This is a genomic window from Bacillus sp. V59.32b, from assembly GCF_003429085.1.
Classification (GTDB): Bacteria; Bacillota; Bacilli; order Bacillales; family DSM-1321; genus Peribacillus.
The window spans coordinates 1-24,001 of the sequence record NZ_QVTC01000049.1; the positions used below are offsets into that span (position 1 = coordinate 1).

18 protein-coding genes are annotated in these 24,001 nt (G+C 42.6%); 14 read left to right on the forward strand and 4 right to left on the reverse strand.

The window, feature by feature from the left end:
- Positions 1–64: 64 nt before the first annotated feature.
- The 3 genes from mglC to mglB all read right to left on the reverse strand — a co-directional run bounded on the left by mglC (position 65) and on the right by mglB (position 3,754).
- Positions 65–1,093, reverse strand: coding sequence for a galactose/methyl galactoside ABC transporter permease MglC (gene mglC, locus D0463_RS11440; protein WP_117307542.1), 1,029 nt, complete (start codon positions 1,091–1,093; stop codon positions 65–67).
- Positions 1,094–1,105: 12 nt separating this feature from the next.
- Positions 1,106–2,611, reverse strand: a complete 1,506-nt coding sequence (gene mglA / locus D0463_RS11445) for a galactose/methyl galactoside ABC transporter ATP-binding protein MglA (protein ID WP_117307543.1) — start codon at positions 2,609–2,611, stop codon at positions 1,106–1,108.
- A 75-nt stretch (positions 2,612–2,686) separates the two neighbouring features.
- A complete protein-coding gene (gene mglB, locus D0463_RS11450; protein ID WP_117307544.1) occupies positions 2,687–3,754 on the reverse strand; it encodes a galactose/glucose ABC transporter substrate-binding protein MglB in 1,068 nt (355 codons plus the stop codon).
- 303 nt (positions 3,755–4,057) lie between these two features.
- Between mglB and D0463_RS11455 the strand changes: the two genes are divergently transcribed.
- The 6 genes from D0463_RS11455 (at position 4,058) to D0463_RS11480 (ending at position 11,949) form a co-directional block, all read left to right on the forward strand.
- Complete coding sequence (locus D0463_RS11455) at positions 4,058–5,065, forward strand: LacI family DNA-binding transcriptional regulator (protein WP_117307610.1); 1,008 nt, start codon at positions 4,058–4,060, stop codon at positions 5,063–5,065.
- 11 nt (positions 5,066–5,076) lie between these two features.
- A complete protein-coding gene (locus tag D0463_RS11460) occupies positions 5,077–7,014 on the forward strand; it encodes a beta-galactosidase (protein ID WP_117307545.1) in 1,938 nt (645 codons plus the stop codon).
- Between the two features lie 107 nt (positions 7,015–7,121).
- Positions 7,122–8,633 (forward strand): UDP-glucose--hexose-1-phosphate uridylyltransferase, encoded by a 1,512-nt coding sequence (gene galT / locus D0463_RS11465; RefSeq protein ID WP_117307546.1) that lies wholly within the window; start codon positions 7,122–7,124, stop codon positions 8,631–8,633.
- A 33-nt stretch (positions 8,634–8,666) separates the two neighbouring features.
- Positions 8,667–9,836, forward strand: coding sequence for a galactokinase (locus D0463_RS11470; protein ID WP_117307547.1), 1,170 nt, complete (start codon positions 8,667–8,669; stop codon positions 9,834–9,836).
- Positions 9,837–9,851: 15 nt separating this feature from the next.
- Complete coding sequence (galE, locus tag D0463_RS11475) at positions 9,852–10,844, forward strand: UDP-glucose 4-epimerase GalE (RefSeq protein WP_117307548.1); 993 nt, start codon at positions 9,852–9,854, stop codon at positions 10,842–10,844.
- A gap of 4 nt (positions 10,845–10,848) precedes the next feature.
- Complete coding sequence (locus tag D0463_RS11480) at positions 10,849–11,949, forward strand: M24 family metallopeptidase (protein WP_216824897.1); 1,101 nt, start codon at positions 10,849–10,851, stop codon at positions 11,947–11,949.
- Positions 11,950–12,054: 105 nt separating this feature from the next.
- Here D0463_RS11480 and D0463_RS11485 read toward each other — a convergent pair whose 3' ends face one another.
- Entirely contained in the window at positions 12,055–13,080 is a 1,026-nt protein-coding gene (locus tag D0463_RS11485) for a LacI family DNA-binding transcriptional regulator (protein WP_117307549.1), read from the reverse strand.
- Between the two features lie 681 nt (positions 13,081–13,761).
- On the opposite strand from D0463_RS11485, the gene D0463_RS11490 reads away from it, so the two are divergent.
- The 8 genes from D0463_RS11490 (at position 13,762) to D0463_RS11525 (ending at position 23,964) form a co-directional block, all read left to right on the forward strand.
- Entirely contained in the window at positions 13,762–15,447 is a 1,686-nt protein-coding gene (locus D0463_RS11490; protein WP_117307550.1) for an alpha-amylase family glycosyl hydrolase, read from the forward strand.
- 12 nt (positions 15,448–15,459) lie between these two features.
- Positions 15,460–16,755, forward strand: coding sequence for an ABC transporter substrate-binding protein (locus tag D0463_RS11495; RefSeq protein ID WP_117307551.1), 1,296 nt, complete (start codon positions 15,460–15,462; stop codon positions 16,753–16,755).
- 178 nt (positions 16,756–16,933) lie between these two features.
- Positions 16,934–17,815 carry a carbohydrate ABC transporter permease gene (locus D0463_RS11500; protein WP_117307552.1) on the forward strand — a complete coding sequence of 294 codons (882 nt, stop codon included), beginning with the start codon at positions 16,934–16,936 and terminating at the stop codon, positions 17,813–17,815.
- Positions 17,808–18,656 (forward strand): carbohydrate ABC transporter permease, encoded by an 849-nt coding sequence (locus D0463_RS11505; RefSeq protein WP_483295737.1) that lies wholly within the window; start codon positions 17,808–17,810, stop codon positions 18,654–18,656. The genes D0463_RS11500 and D0463_RS11505 overlap by 8 nt, the downstream gene beginning before the upstream one ends.
- Before the next feature lie 38 nt (positions 18,657–18,694).
- Positions 18,695–19,747 carry a zinc-dependent alcohol dehydrogenase gene (locus D0463_RS11510; protein ID WP_117307554.1) on the forward strand — a complete coding sequence of 351 codons (1,053 nt, stop codon included), beginning with the start codon at positions 18,695–18,697 and terminating at the stop codon, positions 19,745–19,747.
- A gap of 140 nt (positions 19,748–19,887) precedes the next feature.
- Complete coding sequence (locus D0463_RS11515; RefSeq protein ID WP_117307555.1) at positions 19,888–20,682, forward strand: sugar phosphate isomerase/epimerase family protein; 795 nt, start codon at positions 19,888–19,890, stop codon at positions 20,680–20,682.
- Positions 20,683–20,695: 13 nt separating this feature from the next.
- Positions 20,696–21,733, forward strand: coding sequence for a Gfo/Idh/MocA family protein (locus D0463_RS11520; protein WP_254052775.1), 1,038 nt, complete (start codon positions 20,696–20,698; stop codon positions 21,731–21,733).
- A complete protein-coding gene (locus D0463_RS11525) occupies positions 21,730–23,964 on the forward strand; it encodes a glycoside hydrolase family 65 protein (RefSeq protein ID WP_117307557.1) in 2,235 nt (744 codons plus the stop codon). Before D0463_RS11520 ends, D0463_RS11525 begins: the two co-directional genes overlap by 4 nt.
- Positions 23,965–24,001 lie beyond the last annotated feature (37 nt).

Genomic DNA, 24,001 nt, shown 5'->3' on the forward strand with positions numbered 1-24,001 from the left:
CGAACGGTACGTACGGTGGTGTGAGAGGTCGGGGGTTAGTCACCCCCTCCTACTCGATTTGTTATTATTTTCGCTTCGCGTGCTTTCTCATATCGAAGGCTACGGCGAGGATGATGATTGCACCCTTCACGATGAATTGGATATACGGGCTGACACCTAGGAAAGCGAGACCGTAGTTGATGATTTGGAAAATTAACACTCCTGTAATGACACCAGGGACTGTTCCGATTCCCCCAGCGAGTGATACACCGCCCACCACGCAAGCAGCGATGGCATCAAGCTCATACATATTACCAGTGTTGTTCGTCGCGCTGCCGACCCGGCCGGCTTCCAGTGTACCGGCAAAACCGTATAAAAGTCCGGCAATTAGATAGACAATGATCAGGTTTCTGGCTACGTTTACTCCGGAAACCTTTGCCGCTTCAGGGTTGCCGCCAATGGCATACATATTTTTACCCAGCTGTGTTTTGTTCCAAATCACCCAAATGATTGCCGATATGACAATCGCATAAATAACCAGGTATGGAAGCTCGTATGGGCCGAGCGGAATTCCGCGCTGCGCAAATGTGGTAAAGCTTTGGCTCAAACCGCCGATTGGCTGAGCGCCATATGGCGGACGGTCAAAGTAGATGGAAGTAATCCCATAGACTCCAATCATCGATCCTAATGTGGCAATGAAAGGTGGTACGTGAAATTTCGCTACAATGACACCGTTCAATGCCCCTAAAATCCCGGTTGCTGCCATTGCAATTAAAATAGGCACAAATAGCGGCATATCAGGCAAATTCGGATACATCCGATACGCATAATCCGATGCTTGCAAAAGAGAAGCCGAAATAACGGCAGCGAGTCCGACCATCCGCCCGGCTGATAAATCCGTACCGGCAGTGATCAGGATTCCGGCCACCCCAAGCGCGATGATGATCCGGGAAGATGACTGGCTTAATATATTGATAAAGTTGGTGACTGATAGAAAGTCGGGTGAAGCGATAACAATCCCGATGACGAGCAGTATAAGAACTATATATATAACATTATCTAACAGCCACTTGGGATTAAAAAAATCTCTTTTTTGTGATGCCTCTTTGTTCATTTTCATCTCCTCCTAATACAATGCTGCTAATCGCATGATTTCTTCTTGGGATGTAGTTGCCGTATCAACGATTCCAGCTGCTTTTCCATTGCTCATTACTAAAATTCGGTCAGTGACGCCAAGCAGCTCAGGCATTTCGGAGGAGATCATAATGATTCCTTTTCCATCGGCTGCCAAGGTATTGATGAGTTGGTAAATCTCGAATTTTGCTCCGACATCAATTCCCCTTGTCGGTTCATCAAGCAATAAAATTTCCGGCTTCGTCAGCAGCCAGCGTCCAATAATGACCTTCTGCTGATTTCCGCCTGACAAACTGCCGATTGACGTCTTTTGGGACGGGGTTCTTACTCTCATTGAATCAATTACCCATTTTGTATCATCGTGCACTTTACGGTCAGATAAGAATCCGCCTTTTACTTTGTATTGCTTTAAGTTGGAAATAATAGAGTTAAAGCTAACACTCAGTTCCGGATAGATTCCGGTAGACCTTCTTTCTTCCGTGACAAGAGCAAAGCCGTTCTTAATCGCATGTTGCGGAGAAAGGTTTTTGACCTCTTTGCCGTGCAATTCAATGCTTCCTGTTTTTAATGATCTTAAGCCAAATAATGCTTCAACGAGTTCTGTTCGTTTGGAGCCCACCAATCCGGCTATCCCAAGAATCTCACCTTTCCTTAGTTCGAAGCTTATATCGGAAAAGGAAGGCTGTGTCTCGGCAGTTAAATCGGAAACTCTCAAAGTCACTTCTTGAGGATGATTTATTTTCGTTGGGAAGCGCTGTGATAAGTCTCGGCCAACCATCAGCTTAATGATTTCATCCGTTGTCAAGTCTTCGGCATTTTTCGTCGCAATACTCTTGCCGTCACGCATAATCGTGACTTCATCGGAAATTTTCAAGATTTCTTCCATCTTGTGAGAAATATAAATAATCGCGATATTATCACTCTGAAGCTTTTTGATAATTTTAAATAAATGATCGACTTCTTTTTCTGTTAGGGATGAAGTCGGCTCATCCATTACGATAATCTTTGAATGATAAGAGACAGCTTTGGCAATCTCGACCATCTGCATCTCAGAGACAGATAAGGTACTAACCTTTCTGCGGGGATCGATGTTAATATCAAGGTCTTTGAAAATAGCGACTGTATCCTCGTACATTTTCTTTTCGTCGATGAAGATGGCTTTTTTCGGATAGCGGCCAAGCCAAATATTATCCATGACGTTCCGCTGGCGAACCTGGTTCAACTCCTGGTGTACCATGGAAACCCCATTTTCAAGCGCTTGCTTTGAATTGATAAAGGCAACCTCTTGTCCATTGAAAACAATTCGGCCTTCGTCCATCGAATAAATTCCGAATAAGCATTTCATTAGGGTGGATTTTCCTGCTCCATTCTCGCCCATTAAGGCATGTACTGTCCCAGCCTTCACGCGGAGCGTAACGTCTTGCAGAGCGATTACTCCGGGAAATCTCTTCGTCAAATTTCGCATCTCCAGTAAATAAGCACTACTGGCTACTGACATGAGCGAACCTCCTCTCGCCATTTAAAAAATATGAGAGGCACTAAAAGTGCTTCTCATATTTTAGTGACCCATTGTTTATTTATAAGCGTCTTTACCTACTTGAATATTAGCCTTTGTTACTTCCACATAAGGTACACGGACTGCCTTTGTATCATCCAGTTTCCATTCTGTACCTTCCAATACGTCTTTGCCCTTTGCAGCATTAGCCGCAAGATCAACGGCTGCTTTTCCTTGGTTTCTTGCGTCATTGAGTACGGTACCAACCAATTTATCATTCTCGATCATTTCAAGTGCTTCAGGAATCGCATCCACACCAACTACAGGCATGAATTTGTCACCTGAGAGATATCCTGCTTTTTCAAGAGCGGAAATAGCACCTAATGCCATTCCATCATTGTTAGCGATAACAAATTCAATCTCTTCGTTATATTTGGCTAACCATGCATCCATCTTTTCAGTTGCTTTTGTCGCATCCCACATGGCGGTATCCATCGCTAACTCTTCTACTTCAATGCCTTTTTCCTTGATTGTGTCTACGGAGAATTTAGTCCGGGCTTCCGCATCAGGGTGGCCGGGCTCACCTTTTAGTAGAACGTATTGAATTTTGCCATCTTTGTTTTTATCCCATTTTTCTTTATTTTCTTCCCACGCTTTAGCGATCAATTGCCCTTGAAGGACACCTGATTCGGATGACGTTGTTCCGACATACCATGCCTTATCATAGCTTTCCATTACTTGAGCATCCGGCTCTTTATTGAAGAAAACAACTGGAAGATTCTTTGCTTTTGCTTTATCAATAACAGTCGTTGCCGCTTTTGGATCTACTAGGTTAATAGCCAGTGATTTAGCTCCCTTAGCGATCAGCGTATCGACTTGTTCAATTTGTTTTGACTGGTCATTTTGAGAGTCGTTCAGCATTAGGTTTACATTTCCTTTTGCTGAGTCTTCCATCGCCCGGCGTACATAAGACATAAAGTTATCATCGAACTTATAAATCGTGGCGCCTACAGCAGGAAGATCTTTATCCCCACCCGAGCCCCCGCTCCCGCCTGAACCGCCGGTGGAGTCACTGCAGCCTGCTGCTAATAGAAGAGTAGAAGCCATCGTTAAAGACAGAACTAAACCTTTTTTCTTCTTAAACATTTCATCAATCCCCTTTTTTGTTTAGTAAAAAGAAATAAGTGTAAGCGATTACTGTAAGCGCTTAACTATAGAATTATTTTACAAGTTTACTAAAAATAATACAATACAATTCTACAAAAATTTTACCATTTATTAATACATGCTTCTTAAAATAAAGAATTAATAGATTTTATAAAAAAATATGAAAGCGCTATCTTTTTTATGTGGATTATTTGCAGTAAAAGTAGTAAAATTTTTAGTAAAAAGTAATCCGTCTCACATGGAAATTTTTGTTTGAAAGTTAAAGGGAGCTGGTGAGTGGGAATGGCAACTTTGAAAAGTATTGCAGAAAAAGCGGGTGTATCAATTTCTACTGTTTCCAGAGTTTTGAATCAAGATGATAGTCTGTCCGTTACGGAAGAGACAAGGGAACGGATATTAGCTGTAGCTAATGAAATGAACTACCAGAGAATTAAGTCTCATCAAAAACCACAGGCAAAAACGGCGGTGAATGTAGGGCTGTTTTATTGGTACTCTGAGGATCAAGAAGTGGCAGACCCCTATTATTTATCGATTCGCTTAGGCATCGAGAAAGCGTGCTTTGAACGGGGCATCAATTTAGTGAAGCTATACAGGAATGAAGATACCTACCAGACAAATTTCAAGGGTTCTTTGCATGGAGTGATTGCCGCAGGGAAATACAGCAACCAGGATTTGGAGTTATTTAAGCAACTATCCCCCCATTTCGTTCTTGTTGATTATGCCTTTTCCGATGAGATTGATTGTGTGGTTCCTGACTTTCGGAAGGCCATCATTGAGGTTCTGGATTATCTGCTAAACCAGGGCCATGAAAAAATCGGATACATCGGCGGGAAGGAATATGTGCAGGATGACGAGCCTATCAGAGATGAACGGGAAGCGACTTTTTATGAATATTTAAAGCTGAGAGAGATGTATCGCAAAGGATACGTCTGGACCGGACGTTTTACAGCGGAGGATGGATTTGAGCTGATGAATAAAGCATTGAGCTCCGGGGACCTTCCCACTGCCTTTTTCATTGCGAGTGACTCCATGGCGATTGGTGCGTTAAGGGCCCTCCATGAGCAAAAGGTACGGGTACCTGAGGATGTATCGATTGTAAGCTTTAATGATATCGAGATGGCACAATACGTTCACCCGCCTTTAACGACTGTAAAAGTACAGACCGAGTTTATGGGCGAAACGGCAGTCGATCTATTGGTGGAACAAATCCAGTCGAAGCGGACGCTGGCTAAAAAGATCGTTACTCCATGCAAGCTGATTATAAGAGAAAGTTCAGGCACAAAAAGTTAGGGGGAGAAAACATGTTTCTTGGAGTGGATTACTATCCAGAGCATTGGCCAATCGAAATGATGGATAATGATCTTCGCAGAATGAAAGAGTTAGGCGTTAATATGATTCGGATTGGGGAGTTTGCCTGGCATCTGATGGAGAAAGAAGAGGGGAAATTTGATTTTTCTTTCTTTGACCGGGTAATTGAAAAGGCAAAGCAATATGACATGAAGGTAATGTTTGGTACGCCTACTGCGACATTTCCGGCCTGGCTCGCGAATCGGCATCCTTCGATTCTAAGTGAAAACGAAGATGGTACAGTAAGGGTTTTCGGCGGCAGAAGGCAATACTGCTATAACTCCGATATTTATCGAAAATATGCACGGACTATTACAGAAAAGCTCGTGACCCATTATCAAACGGAAGAAGGAATTGTTGTCTGGCAAATCGATAATGAATTCGGCCATGAAGGCAGTGATATGTGCCATTGTGATAGGTGTCATGAGAAGTTCCAGCAATTCCTGTCGCGCAAATACAAGAATATTGAGGAGTTAAATGTAATCTACGGAACGATCTTCTGGGGACAAACGTATAACGATTTCGGCGAAATACCGGTGCCAAAGAAGACGATTACCCAGCATAATCCGAGCCTATTGCTCGACTGGGCTCGGTTCCGTTCATATTCCCTGAATGCCTTCGCAAAAGAGATGACAGAAACAGCCCGGTCCCATAAAGGACACCATCAAGAGGTTACGACGAATGTATCTGGCGGATTCTTCAATAAATGGTTTGACCATGCGGAAAATGTGGAGGACATGGATTTCGTTTCTTATGATAATTATCCGGTTTGGGGCGGGCTGGAAAAGCCGGTTCATCCGGCGGAAACGGCGATGAGCCTTGACTTTAATCGCGGACTGAAAAACCGGAATTTTTGGATTGTGGAAGAGATTCTGGGAATGCAGGGGCACAATGTGATCGGGTATTTGCCGAGGCCAGGCGAAGCAAAAATGTGGAGTTATCAGGCGTTTGCCCATGGCTGCAATAACATGCTTTATTTCCGCTGGAGAGGGATGACCAGGGGAGCCGAGCAATTCTGCTACGGGATTATCGACCATGATAATTCAACCGGAAGAAAGTATCGGGAAGTGCAAGCGGTTTTCAGCGATATACGCAAATATGAGGAAGTGATTAATGCTTCCATTCAGCCGAGGGTGGCTGTTTTATATGATTACGATAATATTTGGTCATGGCGGTATCAGCCGCAAAATAAAGGGTTCGACTTTAAAGAAGAGCTTCTTAGGCTGTATAAACCATTTTTCTCTCACAATGTCCAAATGGACGTGATTCCGGTGACAAGAGACTTTTCATCTTACGACATCGTGTTAGTCCCTTGCCTGCAGATCATCGAGAAGGACTTGGCGGAACGGTTTGAGGCCTATGCTGCAGGAGGCGGCACGTTAGTTTTCTCTTATCGTACCGGGATTAAAGATAAACATAATAATATTCATTTTGAAATGACTCTCCCTGGTTATGTGAAAGACTTGGCCGGCGTTGAAATCCATGACAGTGAATCATTATTCACGCCATTAGCAATCAGCTCCGTTGATGGCAAAGTAAAAGGTGAAGCCAATATCTGGAGGGACATCGTTGAGCCGGTCTCAGCTGAGGTATTGTACCGCTACGAAGACGAGTTATTTGGAAATGCTGCCGCAATCACAAGAAATGCTTACGGTAAAGGGGCTGTAGTTTATATTGGATGCGGGGCGGATGAAGACATCTTGAAAAGCCTTGCAAAGGAAGTTTTGAAAAACAGTGGAATCTGGCATCTCGAGACGGAAGAAGGGCTGGAAGTATACAAGCGTTCTCAGCTAGAAAACTATTACTTTATTATGAATCATACAAGTGAAACGAAACATTTAAATGGGAAAGCTATTAAACCTTTTGAAAGCAAGGTAGTAAGGGAACTCTGAATTTTCTGTTTGGATAGATTATTTAGTGATTTGGATGAATTAATTGCCCAAATTGGATAGATTATCGGCCAAGTTGGATAAAATCTCGAAGTTTAGGAGGTGGATGTATGTCAGATATTATATATGAGCATATCCAGACGCTATTAAAATATGGACTCGAACAGAAATTACTGAAAAAAGAGGATATGATCTATTCGCGCAACCGCATTTTATCCGTGCTCGGACTGAGCGATTGGCAGGACAACACCGTCGTGGGGGATTCGCAGCAGCTCTCAGAGATTCTCGATGGGATACTGGATTGGGCTTATGGAAATGGGGTCATTACAACCAATACGATTACAGAAAGAGACATACTCGATACAGAGATTATGGATTGCCTGATGCCTCGTCCTGGAGAGGTCATCCGCGATTTTCAAGAGCTGTATGAACAAGATCCAGAGGCCGCTACCGATTTTTTCTACCATCTTTCCAATGCCTCGAATTATATACGTACAGACCGCATTGCAAAGAATAAGGAGTGGAAGTCGGCGACCCCGTATGGCGAAATAGATATCACGATTAATCTGTCAAGGCCTGAAAAAGACCCGAAAGAAATTGCCTTGTTACAGCAGACGCCGGTTAGTTCATACCCGACATGCCTTCTATGTGTCGAAAACGAGGGTTACAAAGGAAACCTACGGCACCCGGCCAGGGCCACCCACCGGATTGTGCCGATCCAGCTGGGCAAGGAGGAATGGTGTTTTCAGTACTCTCCTTATGTGTATTACAACGAGCATTGCATTATTTTTTCAAAACGGCATGTGCCTATGAAAATATCTGATAAAACATTTGACCGTCTTCTTGACTTTATAGAGAAATTTCCAGGTTATTTCCTGGGCTCGAATGCAGACCTTCCCATTGTAGGAGGATCGATCCTTTCTCATGATCATTTTCAAGGGGGACGATACGAGTTTGCCCTTGAGAGGGCGGAGATGGAAAAAACCCTAAGTCTGGATTCTTTTCCTTCAGTAATGATTGGTATTGTGAAGTGGCCGATGTCAGTGTTAAGGGTGAGAGGCGAGAAGGAAGAGGTCAATGCTGCGACTAAGCTCATCTGGAGAAAATGGCTCGATTACAGTGATCAAGCGGTCGATATAGTGGGCTATAGCGGGGACACACCGCACAATACGGTCACGCCAATTGCCCGGAGACGGGGCGGACTTTATGAGATGGATATTGTATTGAGAAATAACCGGACGACCGATGAATTCCCGGATGGCATCTTCCATCCCCACAAGGAATTGCATCATGTCAAAAAGGAAAACATCGGCTTAATTGAAGTGATGGGGCTTGCTGTTTTGCCGGGCAGACTGGCAGCCGAGTTGGAGGTGCTCGCTCACTACCTGATTGATTCGCCGGAAAAAGAGAAGTGGGATGAATCGGTCTTAAAGCATTGGGGATGGTATCAGGCTATCCGGAAAGCCCATCCAAGCATCCATGCCGAAAACGTCATGGACATCCTGCAAAAAGAGGTAGGGGGAATTTTTCTTAAAGTGCTTGAGCATGCCGGAGTGTTCAAAAGGGACAAGGAAGGAAAGCAGGCATTTCTACGCTTTCTTGGAACGGTTAAAGAGTCATAGATTTCAAGTTATAGGAGAAAGAAGGTTAATAACATGACCCCTCAACAAGTATTCGATTTTTTCTCGAAGGAATATGGGCATCAGGAAGGTGTAAGGAGTTTCTTCGCTCCCGGCCGGGTGAATCTAATCGGGGAGCATACGGATTATAACGGGGGCTATGTATTCCCGGCAGCACTGACCTTTGGTACATGGGCGCTGGTCAGTCTGAGGAAAGATGGGATCTATCGTTTTGCTTCCACCAATTTTGATACAAAAGCAGACTGTAAGGCTACTGAGGCTCTGCAATATAGAGAAGAATATGATTGGGTAAACTATCCGATTGGCATATTGAACGAACTAGTAAAATTGGCGGGGCCAGAACGCTTCACAGGGGCAGACGTCCTGTTTCATGGAAACATCCCGAATGGGGCCGGGCTTTCTTCCTCAGCTTCCATCGAACTGGTTACAGGACTGGCGTTAAGCAAACTGGCAGACCTTGAAATCTCGATGATAGAGCTGGCCCGGTTAGGTCAGCGCGCAGAAAATCATTTCGTCGGGGTCAATTGCGGCATTATGGATCAATTTGCCGTGGCAATGGGGAAGGAAAGTCAAGCTATCATGTTAAAATGTGATACATTGGAATATTCGTATGTACCCGTTAAGATTGACGGATATAAACTCGTGATTACAAACACAAATAAACGGCGCGGCTTGACCGATTCAAAATATAATGAACGGCGCGGCGAATGCGAAAAAGGGCTACAGGAGATCCAGGCTCATCTGACTGAAGTTCGTTCCCTAGGGGATGTGAACGATGAAATGTGGCAGGAAGTAAAAGAGCACATTAAGGATGAAGTCATACGCCGGCGTGTGGAGCATGTGATAACTGAAAATGAAAGAGTCTTAACCGCGATGGAAAAACTAAAGCAGAACGATCTCATTGGGTTTGGTGAGATGATGAAAGAGTCGCATGAATCCTTAAGGAATTTATATGAAGTTACAGGGATTGAATTGGATACATTGTATGAAGTCGCCTCACAGGTTGAGGGATGCATCGGAACGCGGATGACAGGAGCAGGGTTTGGGGGCTGTAATGTGAGCCTTGTCAAAAGTGAGGCGGTAGAGGAATTCATAAACAAGGTGACGAAAGGTTATCAATCGAAGTTAGGTTACGAGCCGTCATTTTATATATGTGAAATTGGCGACGGAGCAAAGGAAATATAAAGGAGGAAAATGCGAATGGCCATTTTGGTAACAGGTGGTGCCGGCTATATAGGCAGCCATACAGTTGTGGAATTACTGAATAAAGGGGAAGAAGTGGTAGTCGTTGATAGTCTCAGGACAGGTCATCGGCAGGCAGTAAAGAGCGGAACATACTATGAAGGGGATATAGCTGATCGCAGCTTTCTTGACTCTATATTCAGCAAGCATGAAATTGAGGCGGTTATTCATTTTTCGGCCAGTTCCCTGGTCGGCGAAAGTGTAAACCAACCGCTTCCGTACTATGAAAATAATTTAATCGCATCACATACCCTTGTATCTGCGATGCTTGACCACCATGTAAAAAAAATCGTCTTCTCCTCCACGGCGGCTACATATGGCGAGCCTAAGCAGATTCCCATTCTGGAGACGGATCCGACCAATCCAACAAGCCCATATGGAGAAACAAAATTAGCGATGGAAAAAATGTTTCGCTGGTGTGACGAGGCGTATGGCTTAAAATCAGTCTCACTTCGTTATTTTAATGCCGCAGGAGCACATCCTGAAGGCTTGATTGGAGAAGACCATAATCCTGAAAGCCACTTAATCCCGATCATCCTTCAGGTAGCCCTTGGCCAAACAGAGTCGATCGGCATTTTCGGGGACGATTATCCAACCGAAGATGGCACCTGCATACGCGATTATATCCATGTCATGGACCTTGCCAATGCTCACTTCCTTGCACTGGAGCATTTGCGCAAAAACAATACAAGTGACGTTTTTAACCTCGGGAACGGAACCGGCTTCTCGGTAAAAGAAGTGATCGAAACAGCCCGGAGCGTAACGGCCCACCCAATCCCGGAAAAAGTTAGCCAGAGAAGAGCCGGCGATCCAGCCGTGCTGATTGCATCCTCCGAAAAGGCCCGCAATATTTTGGGCTGGAAACCACAATTCGACGATTTAAAAACGATTATAGAAACGGCATGGAAATGGCATAAAACAAATCCCAAGGGGTATGTAGATAAGGAATAGTTTTATGAAGAAAGGTTGGTCGGACATGGATACACCTTTAGAAAAAGTGACCGGATTTATAAGAGAAAAAAAGGTAGACGGAGTCTTTTTCCGCAAACGAAACAATTTCTCATGGATGACTGGGGGGAAAGTCAACCATATTGTAAATACAAGTGAAATAGGGGTAGCCGATCTGGTTATCTTTGAAGATCGAAAGTATTGCATTACCTCGAAAATGGAGTTGGCCCGGATCAAAGATGAGGAGCTTGAGGGGCTTGGCTATGAATTTATTTCCATGGAATGGTATGAGGACCAGGATGAAGTCATCCGTAATCTGTGTAAAGGGAAAACGATAGCAACTGACGTCCCATTTGAGGGATTTCTTGATTTCGGTCTTGAATTGGCGAGCCTGCGTTTCACTCTTAATGAAGAGGAAATCACCCGCTACCGCTTACTTTCTGAAAAAGCGGCGAAAGCAGTGGAGGCAACATGCCGTGAAGTAGAGCCTGGATGGACGGAATATGAGATTGCTGCCCATTTAGCCGGCAAGGTCATGAAGGATGGTGTAAATCCTCAATTAATTCTTGTTTCAACGGATGAGCGTGTCTTTAAATACCGGCACCCCATTCCAACAGCCAAGAAATTAGAGAAATATGCGATGGTTGTCCTTTGTGCAGAAAAGGGGGGCCTAGTTGCAAATGTGACAAGGTTTGTCCATTTTGGGAAGCTTCCAGAAAAATTGGTTGAAAATAAACAGAAGCTGGTTCAAATCGAGGTAGCCATGATGGCGGCAACCCGTCCAGAGACGGCTATAAAAGATGTCTTGCAGCTGGGCTTGGATCAATATAAGCAAGTGGGACATCCCGAAGATTGGCGCTTTCTCCATCAGGGCGGACCATCGGGCTATGCCAGCCGTGAATTCATTGCCACACCAGAAAGTAAAGGCGTTGTCCATGTGAATCAGGCCTTTGCCTGGAATCCGGCAATCGAAGGGATTAAGGCCGAAGACACCATCCTGGTAGGAGAGCACGATAATGAAATCATGACCTATACAGGTGATTGGGTTTATATGGAGATTGAACATGAAGGAAAGAAGTACCTTCGTCCGGATATATTGGTTCGTTAAATGGATAGAGAAGGCGTATAAACCGCCTTCTCTTTGCTCATGCATTTTTAGTTGTTGAAAGATGGCCCTGCCAGCCCAAGCGATGTAGAGAAGTGGTCTTTTTTTTTACGCTCTGGTTGGCACTTTAGCAACAGATTCCTGAACGATTCTTTCTGTTGGGATGATTGTCCGGGCAATCGTTTTTTTATTTTGTGTAATTTTAGAAAAGAGAAGCTCAGTCCCTGCTTCACCTAATCGATTGACCGGAATCCTAATACTCGTCAATGCAGGAGTTAAAAATGGTGAAATATTGGAATTGCTATAGCCAACAATGGATAACTCCTTCGGAATCGAAATTCCAATTTCAGCGGCCGCTTTATAAATACTCATAACTTTTAAATCATCTGTTGCGACAACAGCTGTAGGTCTGTTTGGTGTCAGAAGAAGTCTTTTGGCAGCCTGATAGGCGCTTTCAACAGTATATCCACTATCAATAACCCATTCTTTTCTTAGAGACAGGTCATGGTCTACTATGCAATTTTTATATCCTTCCAGTCGATCAACAGATACATGATAATCAAGGGGTGAATGCAAGCACGCAATAGCTTTATGTCCTTGATCAATTAAATATTCTGTTAAATCGTAATTATCCTGATAGTTATTTGTGTCGACAGAAAAGATATTTTTAAAATCACCGTCTACTTTTCCAATCACTACAATCGGAATATTAAAACCATCTAATTGGTTGAAAAAGTCCTCATTTGCAGGAGAACTTAGCATGATGATCCCTTTAATCATTTTGCTTCTGATCTTGGCGATACATTTATCTAATTCGTCTTTCCCGTTTTTGGATGTCTGCAAGATTACATCAAAATTTTCTTCTTCTGCCTTTGCAGAAATGGTATGGATAATCTCAGAGAAAAACGGATTATTTGCAGTTGTTTTTGTTGATCGAGATACGACCATGATCGCATCAAATCCAGAAGAAAGGGCCCGTGCTAATTTGCTAGGCTGGTAATTTAATTCCTCGATTGCTTTTAAGACACGTTCGCGCGCTTCCGCAGATATATTGGATTGATTGTTCAGTACCCGAGAAACTGTTGATTTGGAAACGTTCGCAACCCGGGCGATATCATAAATAGTATGGACCAATAAATTCCCCTCCTCTGTTTGCTATAAGAGTATAATTATTCCTGTTATTCTAGGAAAATCATTCATAAAGATTGATGAATGCGTTTTCTTTAGTGGTTACGGTAAAAAATTGAAATCAGGAAATAGAAAGAGGAACTTCTTATTCTGAATCGTTATTAATAGTTCTTGCTTCCGGTTCACTAATAATGCTATCTGGCAAACCTATATTAATATGGATTCGCTTACATTATTACATAGGAAAGCATTATAGGGTAAATTATATTGATGGGAGCATGATGTAGCAATAATAAATTGTTGAATTGTTTAATTCATGATATTACAATAATGACTTTCGGTCTAGCGTAAAATTCACGAAAGACCGGGAGACGGAAGAAGGGGAAATAAGAGATTTCTTGTATTGACAGAAAGCGCTTTCTATAATATGTTTGTGTTGTGGGAGCGGTACCATACTAAGTAGAAACTATTATGAATCAAGAGGGTAATTATCTCTTATTCGCTGGCTAGTTCTTTTATAAAAAAAAGGTTTCCTGTCACAAAGATGTAAAAAGTACGGTTTGTTTTTGCATTGACAGAAAGCGCTTACTATATTATATTTGCGATATGGGAGCGGTACCATAAGTAAGAAATCAGGAAATTATTTTTTTTAGTTTTTGTGGGAGCGGTACCAAACAGGAGGAATCTATGAAAAAAATCAAAGACAGACTCACGTTCATTTATAACGATCAAGATATAGAATTACTTTGGAAAAACATAGAGGAACGTATAGCGAAAACCAAAAGTAAGTCTCTTAGACTAAGAAAACAAAATTGGGATGAAAAAGACGTAGTATTGATTACGTATGGTGATCAATTTCATGAAAAAGATCAACCAACCTTACAGACTTTTAAGAAAATGTTTGATCGGCATTTAAAGGATAAGTTTGAAGTCGTTCACCTTCTTCCTTTTTACCCTTATACATCAGACGATGGTTTTTCTGTAGTAGATTACAAGAAAGTAAACCCGCTTCTTGGAGATTGGGGAGACATAGGAGATTTAACAAAATCGGCAAGAATTATGTTTGATGACGTTTGTAATCACATCTCATCAAAGAGTGAATGGTTTCAAGAATATTTACAGGGAAACCCGGAATACCAGGATTATTTCATAGAAATGGATCCCTCCGTTGATTTGAGTGCAGTAACCAGGCCGAGAGCCCTTCCATTACTCACGAAATTCATCTTGGCAAATGGAGAAGAAAAGTATATTTGGACCACCTTCAGTGAAGATCAAATCGATTTGAACTTTAGCAATCCGGAAGTTCTGTTGGAAATGATTGACGTGCTCTTGTTTTACATCGAGCAGGGGGCCGAATATATCCGATTGGATGCCATTGGATTCATGTGGAAAGAGATTGGAACATCATGTATTCATCATGAGAAAACCCATGAAATCGTCAAGCTGTTCCGGGATGTTGTCGATGAAGCTGCAAAAGGAACAGTCATTATCACAGAGACGAATGTACCTCATAAAGACAATGTCGCCTATTTTGGAAACGGACATGACGAAGCACATATGGTTTACCAATTTCCATTGCCGCCATTAGTCCTCTATTCAATTCACAATGGAAATGCAAACGCTCTCAGTGATTGGGCGAGACAGCTTCCTCCGACAGGGAGTGATACAACATTTTTTAATTTTCTGGCGTCCCATGATGGAATTGGGCTAAATCCGATCCGTGGACTTATCCCGGAGGAAGAAATCCTTGCGATGGTAGAGGAACTGAAAAAAGAAGGGGCACTGGTTAACTATAAGAAAAATCCAGATGGAAGTGAAAGTCCTTACGAGATTAATGTGACTTATCTTGATTCGCTAAATAAGCAATCGGATGCTGATGAACTCCGGGTGAAAAGATTCTTAGCGGCTCATTCCATTCTGTTGACTCTTCCGGGTGTACCAGCTGTCTATATCCAAAGCATGCTAGGCTCCAAAAATGATTATGACGGGGTTTCCAGAACGGGCATGAACCGGTCTATTAACCGTCAAAAATACAACCTGGCTGAAATCGAGAAAGAATTAATGGATACAGATTCTCTAAGACACAAAGTTTTTGTTGAATTGACGAAGATTATTAAAGCCCGTAAAACGGAATCTCTTTTCCATCCGAATGCGGCAATGGAAGTAATGGATTTAGGAGAGAAAGTGTTCGCTATTCAACGAACCGATTCTAAAAATGAAAGTCTATTAGTCATCAACAATCTGGCAAATGAGCCAGTTGATTGTGATGTAATAGGTACATTCATAAATATTATTACTGGGGAAACAACAGAATTTGATAGGAAAATTTCGCTAAGTCCCTATCAATACGTTTGGCTGAAGCCAATTAATTAGGAGGAAATTTATATGAAAAAGTACTTAAGTCTTGCAGTTGCTTTATTGGTTGCCATCGTACTAACCGCCTGTGGCGGCAATGAGGAAAATGCCGACGGCCAAACCACAATCGAATTTATGCATTCTTCCGTTGAACAAGAGCGTTTAGAGGTAATTAACAAATTGGTTGCAAAGTTCGAAAAAGATAATCCAAATATTAAAATTAAACAAGTTCCGGTAGAAGAAGATTCGTATAATACTAAAATCGTAACGCTTGCCAGTGCCGGGAAGCTGCCTGCCGTACTCGAAGTGGGACAGGACTATGCAAAGGTAATGGACAAGGACGAGCTGATTGATAGAGAAGCAGTGAGCAGTACGCTCGATAAAGCCGGTGAGGATAATTTTTATGAAGGCGCCTTGAAATTAGTCAAAACAGAAGACGGTAAAAATTATACCGGGGTTCCTATAAGCGGTTGGGTGCAAGGTATTTGGTACAACAAAGAAATGCTCGCTTCCAAGGGATTTGAAGAACCGAAAAATTGGGATGATGTAACGGCGGTTGCAAAAGCATTTACAGACAATGGCAACAAAAAATACGGCATTGCAATGCCTACTGTGGAAGGCGGTTTCTCAGAGCAGGCGTTCTCTCAGTTTGCCCTGTCAAACAACGCCAATGTGCTCGATGGCAAAGGGGAATTAGACATCAATTCAAAAGAAATGAAAGAGGCTTTGACTTATTATAAAGAGCTGGCGCAGTACACAATGCCAGGTTCCAATGATACCACTGAAGTAAAAGATGCTTTCATGAACGGAACAGCACCAATGGCGGTTTATTCCACTTATATCTTGCCTTCTGTATTCGAAGAAGGACAGGCTGAAAATATTGGCTTTGCGATTCCGACTGAAAAGACAAAGGCCGTTTTTGGAACAGTTTCGGCATTGACCATTTCCTCCGGGTTGGAAGATGCCCAAAAAGAAGCGGCACAGAAATTCACGGAGTTCATGGCTGAGCCGGAAAACATGACAGATTGGGTATTGATGTCACCAGGCGGTGCACAGCCGGTTAATAAACAAGTTACGGAAAATGCGGATTACCAGGCAAATGAAGTTGTGAAATCCTTCGGGGACCTTTCTACTGAAATTGCATCATCTTTCAATGATATACAGGTGTTCGGTTTAGTGGATGGCAAAAACTTCGTGAAAATGGGAGATGTAACAAGCTCCGGAGCGATCCCTAAATTGGTAAATGGCATCACAGTTGGCGGGAAAAATGTCGATAGTGAATTAAAGACTGCTGAAAAGTCAATTGATGACGTTTTAAATAAATAGGAAAGAGAGGGGAATTACCAAGTCGGTAATTGCCCTCTCCCTTTTAAAGGATGTTGCGATTAGTAACTTCCTGCAAATAAATTATGAGCCAGCAAAAAATAGTTGTTAAAGTTACACAACCTTCATCTTTTTGGGACTCACATGTTCTTATACCAAAGATTACTTCAGGGGGGGTACCATGAAAACGAAAAAGAGAGGAAAGTCAGATATTAAACTGGCCATGGCATTGCTTTTTCCAAGTATCTTTTTAGTGCTATTGCTAGTCGCGTATCCGATGATTTCGAATGTCCAAATCAGTTTCTTTGACCAACCGGTCAACCCAAGATTGAGCGCGACTTTTATCGGGTTGAAAAATTATGCAGATATCTTGTCGGATGGGGAGTTCTTTAAATCTTTAGGGATCACCCTTTTGTACATGATCCTTGCAGTGGCTGGGAGCACGGCATTGGGATTAGCCGTGGCGATTTTCTTTAACCGTCCGTTCAAATTCCGTAAAATTTCCCGTTCTTTAATCATTTTATCTTATGTAACACCTTCGATTTCATTAGTTTTTGCCTGGAAATACATGTTCAACAACGGATACGGCATCGTGAACTATCTGGGCGGGGACGTTCTGTACCTGTTTGATAAGGCACCGCTCTGGTTCGACAATCCGGTCAGTAGCTTCATCCTGGTCGTGCTATTCGCGATATGGAGATACTTTCCGTATGCGTTCATTTCATTCCTTGCGATTTTGCAAACCATTGATTCCACCTTATATGAAGCGGCTGAAATCGATGGAGCTTCCGTATGGGAGAAATTCAAAATTGTTACCTTACCGGCAATTATGCCTGTTTTGCTGACGGTTGTTACATTACGCTCAATCTGGCTGTTCTATATGTTCACGGATGTGTATCTGCTGACAAACAAAGTGAATATCCTCGGCATTTACTTATATGAAACAGCATTTGCCTTTAATGATCTGGGCAAAGCAGCATCGATTTCTGTACTTCTATTTATCATTCTATCCATTGTAATTATTTTGACGAGAAAGCGGGTGAAGCTCAATGGCAATGGCTAGCAGCAAAAAGAGCAAAACTACCAAAAAGGTCGCATTTTACCTGGGATTATTAGCCCTGTTGTCCGTATCCCTATTTCCATTTTTTATTATGTTAATGACTTCTTTTAAAAGTACGAAGGAAGCGGTGGCGACCAATCCGACGTTCTTTCCGAAGGATTGGACATTCCAGCATTACTTGGATATCTTCAATCCGGATGTGTTTCCATATGTTTCGTATTTCAAAAATAGCTTAATCATTGCCTTGACGGCGGCAGCTCTGGCTGTTGTCATTGGAATCTTCGGAGCCTATGCCTTGTCGAGATTGAAATTCATCGGCAGAACGACGATAAATGCCAGTTTTTACACGGTCTATATGTTCTCGGGCATCCTGCTTGTCGTGCCCTTGTTCAAAATTATCTCGGGGCTTGGCATATACGACACAAAAACGGCATTGATTATCACCATGATTGTCCAGACGCTGCCGACGGCGATCTTCATGTTAAAAAGTTATTTTGATACGATACCGGATGACCTGGAAGAAGCTGCGATGATCGACGGGCTGAACCGGGTGCAGATCATTTTCTATATCGTGATTCCTTTATCGATCTCAGGGATTGTCTCCGTATTTGTTTATTCATTCATGGTGGCCTGGAATGATTATCTGTTTGCATCGATTTTCTTATCCGATTCTGCGAACTTCACGTTGCCGATTGGCTTAAATGCCTTGTTCAGTACACCGGATTATGTATGGGGCCGGATGATGGCCGCATCGCTTGTAACGGCATTGCCGGTTGTAGTGATGTACGCGATATCAGAGCACTTTATTAAAGGAAATCTGACAGAAGGCGGCGTAAAAGGGTAAAACCGAACACCAAAAATTCGAGAGGAAGTTATGTCATCATGAAAAAGCTAGTTGCTGTAAAACCGAGAGAAGCTGCATTTGTAGCATATGAAGATCGAGCGATCCAACCAAATGAAGTGAAAATTAAAGTTGACTTTGCCTCACCTAAACATGGCACGGAAGTAGTCGACTTCCGTGGGGTGTCCCCTTTTATTGATGAGAATTTCAATGAAGAATGGCGCATGTTCATGCCTCGTGAAGACGGAGAAAAAGGAATCGTTTTTGGTGAATTCCAGCTTGGGAATATGGTTGTCGGCAAAATAGTTGAAGCCGGCAGTGACGTTACTGGATACAAAATCGGAGACACCGTTTGTACGTACGGCTTTATTATGGAAACCGTGATTGTCAATGCGGTCGATAACCATAGACTGCGCAAAATGCCTGAAGGCGCGAAATGGCAAAATGCGGTCTGTTATGATCCAGCGCAATTTGCGATGAGTGGGGTTCGTGATGCAAATGTCCGTGCAGGAGATTATGTAGTGGTTGTTGGCTTGGGTGCTATCGGCCAAATTGCGATTCAACTTGCGAAAAAAGCAGGAGCGAGTATCGTTATCGGGATTGACCCCCTTGAAAATCGCCGGGATATAGCTCTTCGCCATGGAGCAGATGCTTGCTTCGACCCAACTGCTTGCGATGTTGGCTATGAAGTGAAAAATATTACGAACAAAATCGGTGCCGATTCGATTATTGAAACAAGCGGGAATGCGGCAGCTTTACAATCAGCACTAAAGGGCATTGCATACGGTGGTACCATTTCTTATGTCGCTTTCGCGAAACCTCTCGAGGGATTGAATTTTGGCCGCGAAGCACATTTCAACAATGCGAAGATTGTTTTCTCCCGCGCCGCCAGTGAGCCGAATCCGGACTACCCGCGCTGGAACCGAAAACGCATTGAAGATACATGCTGGGAATTATTAATGAATGGACATCTTGATTGTGAAGATATCATTGATCCCATCGTTTCTTTCGAAGAAAGTGCGGATGCCTACATGAAATACGTAGACCAGCAACCTCAATTAAGTATAAAAATGGGGATTGAACTAAAAAAATAATGATGATTTGTAGAAACTCGGATAATTTTATTAGCGATTAATAATCTCAAGGTAATGCAAAGCAATATACAGCATTAATGAAACAAAATCCTTATTTGAAATGAATAGGGATTTTGTTTATCCGATAGGAGGCGTTATCAATGAAAATTGGTACACAAAATCAAGCGTTTTTTCCAGAAGATATTAAAGAAAAGTTCCGTTATTTAAAAGAAATGGGATTTGAAGGCTTTGAAATTGACGGCAAATTATTGGTCGATCATATAGATGAAGTAAAAGAAGCGATTGAAGAAACCGGGATCCCGGTCACTACAGCCTGCGGTGGTTATAACGGATGGATCGGGGACTTTATTGAGGAACGAAGGTTAAACGGATTGGCAGAAATCAAAGATATTTTGAAGGCGCTGAAAGAAGTCGGAGGAAAAGGAATCGTGGTTCCTGCTGCCTGGGGCATGTTTACCTACCGCTTGCCGCCAATGGTCTCCCCACGCAGCCAGGCAGGAGATCGGAAAGCGGTAAGTGAATCCCTCATTTACTTAAATAGAATTGCTGAAGAAACAGGGACAACGATTTTCTTAGAGCCGTTGAATCGCTATCAAGACCACATGATAAACACTTTGGCAGATGCACGCAATTATATAGAAGAAAATGATTTGAAAAACGTTAAAATTATCGCTGACTTTTACCATATGAACATTGAAGAGGATGGTATTTCTGAGGCTTTGTATCAATATCGCGATTTAATTGGGCATATTCATCTCGCGGATAATCACAGATATCAGCCGGGAAGCGGTTCACTTGATTTCAAAAAGCATTTTCAGACGTTAAAGGAAATTGGCTATAACGGTTTCTTGAACTTTGAATGCCGTATCAGAGGAAACGATCCGGAAGTTGAATATGTAAAAGCATTGCAACACTTGAAGGAATCATTAAGCTGAGAGGGGTAGCATCGTGAGAAAAAAGAGAGTTGCGATCATTGGCGGAGGACAAGTTGCGGAAAAGGTTCATGTTTCTTATTACCGCATGCGGGAAGAAATTGACCTGGTTGCCGTTGTTAGTCCGAATTCCGATCGGGCAAAGAGCTTTGCTGAGCGTAATGATATCCTTCATTATTATACAGATGCGGCAGAAATGTATGCTGTGGAAAAACCGGACATGGTTAGTATTTGTACGCCAAATAACGTTCATTATGAAAATGTAATGCTTGCCTTGGAAAATGGCTGTGATGTTTTGTGTGAGAAACCACCTGCTATTTCAGCAGATGAAGCAAAAAAAATGCAGGAAACGGCCATACAAAACAATTGCATCCTGGCTTATAATTTTCATCACCGATTTGCCGATGATGTTTCAATTCTAAGACAAAAAGCAGCAGAAGGCGTCCTAGGTGATATTTACGCAGTCAAGGTTCAAGCTTTGCGACGCTGTGGAATTCCGGGCTGGGGAAGCTTCACGAATAAGGACATTCAAGGGGGCGGCCCTCTCATCGACCTAGGAGTCCATATGCTGGATGCCGCTTTATATGTGTTAGGTTTTCCGAAAGTCAAGAAGGTAACCGCTAAAATGTTCCAGAAAATCGGTACAAAAAAATCCGAGGGGACGCTCGGGGAATGGGACCCGAAAAAATTTGAAGTCGAAGATTCTCTTTTTGGCTTTATCGAGTTAGAAGGTGGCGGCTTGTTGCAGCTTGAAACATCATTTGCCTTATATATAAAAGAAACTTCCATTATGAATGTTGAATTTTGCGGTGATCAAGCCGGAGCCACTCTTTTTCCTGCCCAGATCTATATGGATGAACGGGGAGAACTGGTTTCACTATTAAATAGGGAAACAGCTGATCCGGACCGCCACCAAAAAAGTATGGCGGCTTTTGTCGATAAGTGTTTAGGAAAAGATGTAATGGTGGCAGACGGACAGCAGGGATACGTCATCCAACAACTCATTGAAGCTTTTTATCAATCTGCCGAAAAAGGTGAAAGTGTGTCATTATGAAAAACAACGAACAAGTACTAAGTGAAAAACTATTTGATCTCCATTATATAAATAAGTTTGCCAGTTTAATGACTTTAGGTAATGGCTATTTAGGTCTTCGGGCGACCCATGAAGAAGACTATGCGGAACAAACAAGGGGCATGTATGTAGCCGGGATTTATAATAAAGCTGCTTCTAATGAACCTTCAGATTTAGTGAATTTGCCTGATATGGCGGGAATGCGCATTGAAATCGACGGAGAAGTTTTTTCGCTCCAAGAAGGGGAAATTGTTTCATATGAACGGCAATTAAATCTTGCAAACGGGGAAATGGGACGCGAGATTTTATGGAAAAGCAATGCCGGAGCTCGCTTCCGCCTGGTTTTCCAACGCTTTGTATCAAAAAATGACTTGCATTTGCTTGCGATGAAATTCAAGATTACTAGTTTAGACAAAGAGGCAACATTAAAAGTTGTTACCGGAATCGATGCCCAACAAACCAATTTTGGTAAACAGCATCTTATCGAAGAAAAAGTCCGTGTATTTGAAGAAGATATCATGCAGGGTGTATATAAAACCACTGAGTCCGGACATACGATTGCACTGGCAACAAGCTGTATTTGTCCGGAGGAAAGCGATATATCCTTTTCTGCGAAAAACAGGCAGTTGCAATCAACCATCAAGCAGGATCTTGCGGTTAACTTACCATTTGTTGTTGAGAAAATTGGGTGCGTTTTTACGTCGCTTGACAATGGTGAAGCGGGTGTTGATCCAGAGACTTCAAGCCAGAACGCATTGAAAACTTATTCCTCTATTGGTTATGACGCTTTACTCGCACAGTCGGCTCTAAAATGGGAGCAATTTTGGCAACAAAAACGTGTCAAAATAACGTCAACCAACGAATTTGACCAGTTGGCTCTTGATTTCGCACTGTATCATCTAGAGATCATGACACCAGCGCATGATACCAGATTCAGTGTTGGAGCTAAAGGATTGACAGGAGAAGGCTATAAAGGGCATATTTTTTGGGATACTGAAATATTCATCGCACCATTTCACCTGTATACACAACCGGAAACTGCTAAGAAACTATTAAGCTATCGTTATTTACATTTAGAACAGGCAAAAGAAAAAGCGTTATTGAACGGCTATGAAGGTGCTTTGTTTCCATGGGAAAGTGCTTTTTCAGGAAAAGAAGAAACCCCTGAATTCGCAGCAATAAACATTAGGACCGGACAGCGCCAGAAAGTAGCTTCAGCGATAGCTGAACATCATATCGTCGCAGACATTGCTTACGCGGTGGCCCAGTATTACGAAAATACTCAAGATGATGTATTCATGAAAAAAGAAGGACTTGCGTTGCTTAAAGAAACAGCCCGCTTTTGGATTACCCGTGCCGTTGAAGACAATGGCCGTCTTTCCATAAAAGATGTCATCGGACCCGATGAGTATACAGAGCACGTTGATAACAATGCATATACAAACTATATGGCTTATTACAATGTGGAGAAAGCTATCTATTTCATGGATAAGTTTGGGGATGCTGATGAGTTGCTCTTGGAACGGGGACAGGCATTCCTTAACCGATTGTATTTACCGAAGCCGAATAAAGATCAAATCATTCCGCAGGATGATACGTTCTTGAACAAGACTCAAATAGATTTGACCCGCTATAAGGAAAACCAGGGAAGCCAGGGCATTTTATTGGATTATTCCCGCCAAGAAGTAAATGAAATGCAGATTCTAAAGCAAGCGGATGTCGTCATGCTGTTGTATCTGTTTCCAGAATTGTTTCCACGCGATATGATATTGGAAAATTTACATTATTATGAGGAGCACACGATCCACGATTCTTCACTGAGTAAAGCGATCCATGCGATTGTCGCAGCACGTTGTGGTGAAAATGATGTCGCTTATCGCTTTTTCCAGGAGGCTTGCCTAATCGATTTAGGCCCGGATCCCCATTCCTCGGATGAAGGGCTACATGCGGCCTCCCTCGGTGCTCTATGGCTGGCAACGATTTTTGGGTTTGCCAATATTTCCTCTGAAAATGATCGGTTAAATATAAATCCTAAACTGCCAACCAGTTGGACTGAACTCACTTTTCCCTTCCATTGGCAAGGGTCTAGCTTAGAAATATTGTTAACGCATCAGAAGATCACCATGACAAAGGTTACCGGTCCTGAGTTAACAGTTGGGATAAATAATGAGGAATACCGTCTATCAGACAAAATTGAAGTCCGCCTAGCATAATACGAAAAGCGGATGCTACTGGAATAAGCAAAAAGCC